General features: G+C 51.6%; 2 protein-coding genes. Both read left to right on the forward strand.

The window, feature by feature from the left end:
• A partial coding sequence (locus QMD03_09875; GenBank protein MDI6777519.1) for an iron-containing alcohol dehydrogenase occupies positions 1-1,213 on the forward strand: 1,213 nt, incomplete at its 5' end.
• Between the two features lie 90 nt (positions 1,214-1,303).
• Complete coding sequence (locus QMD03_09880) at positions 1,304-2,506, forward strand: DegT/DnrJ/EryC1/StrS family aminotransferase (protein ID MDI6777520.1); 1,203 nt, start codon at positions 1,304-1,306, stop codon at positions 2,504-2,506.

Below are 2,506 nucleotides of genomic sequence, written 5' to 3' on the forward strand. Positions count from 1 at the left end.
GACACTTGACTTTCCCCTTCCCTGCCCTTACTATAACTCAACGGAGGTCTTAATTATGATAAGGCAATTTTCCTTTACAGGTGCAAAAAAGATTGTTTTCGGAGGAGGTTCCTTTGATACGTTGACTGAACATATCCGGGAGTTGAAGGGTGCCCGCCCCATGGTTGTTCTCGACAGAAATCTCGCCGTGGCAGGCTTCAGGGATAGAATCTCGGATCTCCTCAACAAGGAAAAGCTTAAATTTACCCTCTTTGATCGGGTTGAGGCAGAACCACCGCTGGAGCTGGCCGATGAAGGGGCCGGAATTGCCCGGAAAGAGAAATGTGATATTGTGGTGGGCATCGGTGGGGGAAGCGCCATGGATGTCGCCAAGGCCATCGCCGTCCTGGCGGCAAACAGGGGAAAGGCCGTAGATTATCTTGGATTAAACAATGTCCCCGGCCCCGGTTTACCAAAAATCATGATCCCCACAACCGCCGGAACGGGGAGCGAGGTGACCTTTACGGCTGTGTTTATCAGGCGTGATCTTAAAAAGAAGGAAGGAATGAACAGTCCTTATCTCTACCCCGACCTGGCCGTTCTCGATCCCCTCCTTACCGTGAGTCTCCCCCCGCATCCAACGGCCACAACGGGGATTGATGCCCTCTGTCACGCTGTCGAGTCCTACACCTCGATCAATGCCTCTCCCATGAGTGAACTGTTTTCCTTAGAGGCGATCAGCTTAATTGCCTCGAACCTGAGAACCGCTGTCCATGATGACAGCAACGCTCCAGCAAGGGAACAGATGCTTCTGGGGAGTCTTTACGCCGGTCTGGGTCTGGCCAACGCCGGTGTTACTGCCGTACATTCACTTTCCTATCCCCTCGGTGGTAAATACGGCGTGCCACATGGTCTCGCCAATACCGTTATGCTGCCCGCCGTGATGACATTCAATCTACCGGCTGCTCTCGAAAAATTCGCCGTCATGGCGCAGGCGATGGGAGAAGTGATTGATGGTCTATCCACCCGTGAAGCGGCCTCTCTAACAGTGAAGGCGGTGGAAACACTGATTAAAGACTGCGGCATCCATACAAAACTGAAAGACCTCGATATCCCGGAGAAGGATTTCCCCGAACTGGCCGGCGCTGCCATGACCGTGGCAAGACCCCTCGAGAATAATCCCCGTAAAGTAACCCTCGAAGATGCCATAAAGATATACGGGCAGGCTTATTAAGTCGTACGTCGTAAGTCGTAAGTCATAAGACGTATGACATAAGACGTATGACATAGTATCTTAGAATGCGAGCAAAATGGAGGCAAAAAGATGGCTGGTGCGGAACTGATTGGAAAAGAAGAAATAAAGGAAGTGATAGATGTCCTAAAGACAGGGGTCCTCATGCGGTACGGATTTGATAAAGAACGAAAGGGAATCTTCAAGGTCAGGGAATTTGAGGAGGCGTTTACACGATACTGCGGTTCTAAATATGCCCTCGGTGTCACGTCCGGTTCCTCGGCGCTCAAGGTGGCCCTCACGGCCATGGATGTAGGGCCGGGAGATGAAGTTATCTGCCCGGCCTTTACCTTTGTGGCCACTTATGAGGCGGTGTTAGAGGTCGGGGCAATCCCCGTCATGGCGGACATAGATGAATCCCTGAACCTGGATCATAAAGACATGGAGTCAAAAATCACCCCCCTGACAAAGGCGGTGATCCCCGTCCACATGTGCGGGGTGCCAGCCAGGATTGATAAAATTATAGAGACGGCGAGAAAGCATAACCTTATGGTTCTGGAAGATAATGCCCAGGCCTGCGGGGGAAGCTACCAGGGCAAAAAATTAGGGAGCTTCGGCGACATGGGGATATTCAGTTTTGACTATTACAAGACAATCACTACCGGTGAAGGGGGGATGATCCTGACGGACAACGATAATCTCTACCGTCGTGCCGACTGGTACCACGACCACGGACATGACCATAATCCCAACGTGAGCAGGGCGATGGAGGGGAGAACCATCCTCGGTTTCAATTACCGGATGAACGAACTTCAGGGCGCCCTCGGCCTGGCCCAGTTGAGGAAACTACCTACCGTCATCGGGGAACAGAAAAAGAATAAGGAAATGCTCAAGGAAGTCCTGGTCAAAATAAAAGGGGTAAAGTTCCGGGATATTCCCGATCCCGAAGGGGATACAGCTACCTTTCTTGCCTTCAACCTGCCTGAGGCAAAGATGGCAGAGAATCTCCAGAAGGCCTTGAGCGCCGAGGGGATAGACACGGTCTGTTTTAAGAAAAATCTCTGGCACTATGTGCCCAACTGGGAGCATTTCCTTGCACATTCCACGGCAAATTCTAAAAAATACCCGTTCGCCGATCCGTCCTATAAAGGAAAGGTAAACTACAGCAGGGAAAACATCCCCCGGGCGGAGGATATCCTGGGGAGGACCCTCATGATGGGAATCTCAGTGAAGATGCCGGAAGAGAAATTTGCAGAGATCCGAAGGGGAATCGAAAAGGTCGCCCGGAGCATCTGA

Source organism: Syntrophales bacterium, from assembly GCA_030018935.1.
Lineage (GTDB): Bacteria > Desulfobacterota > Syntrophia > Syntrophales > CG2-30-49-12 > CG2-30-49-12.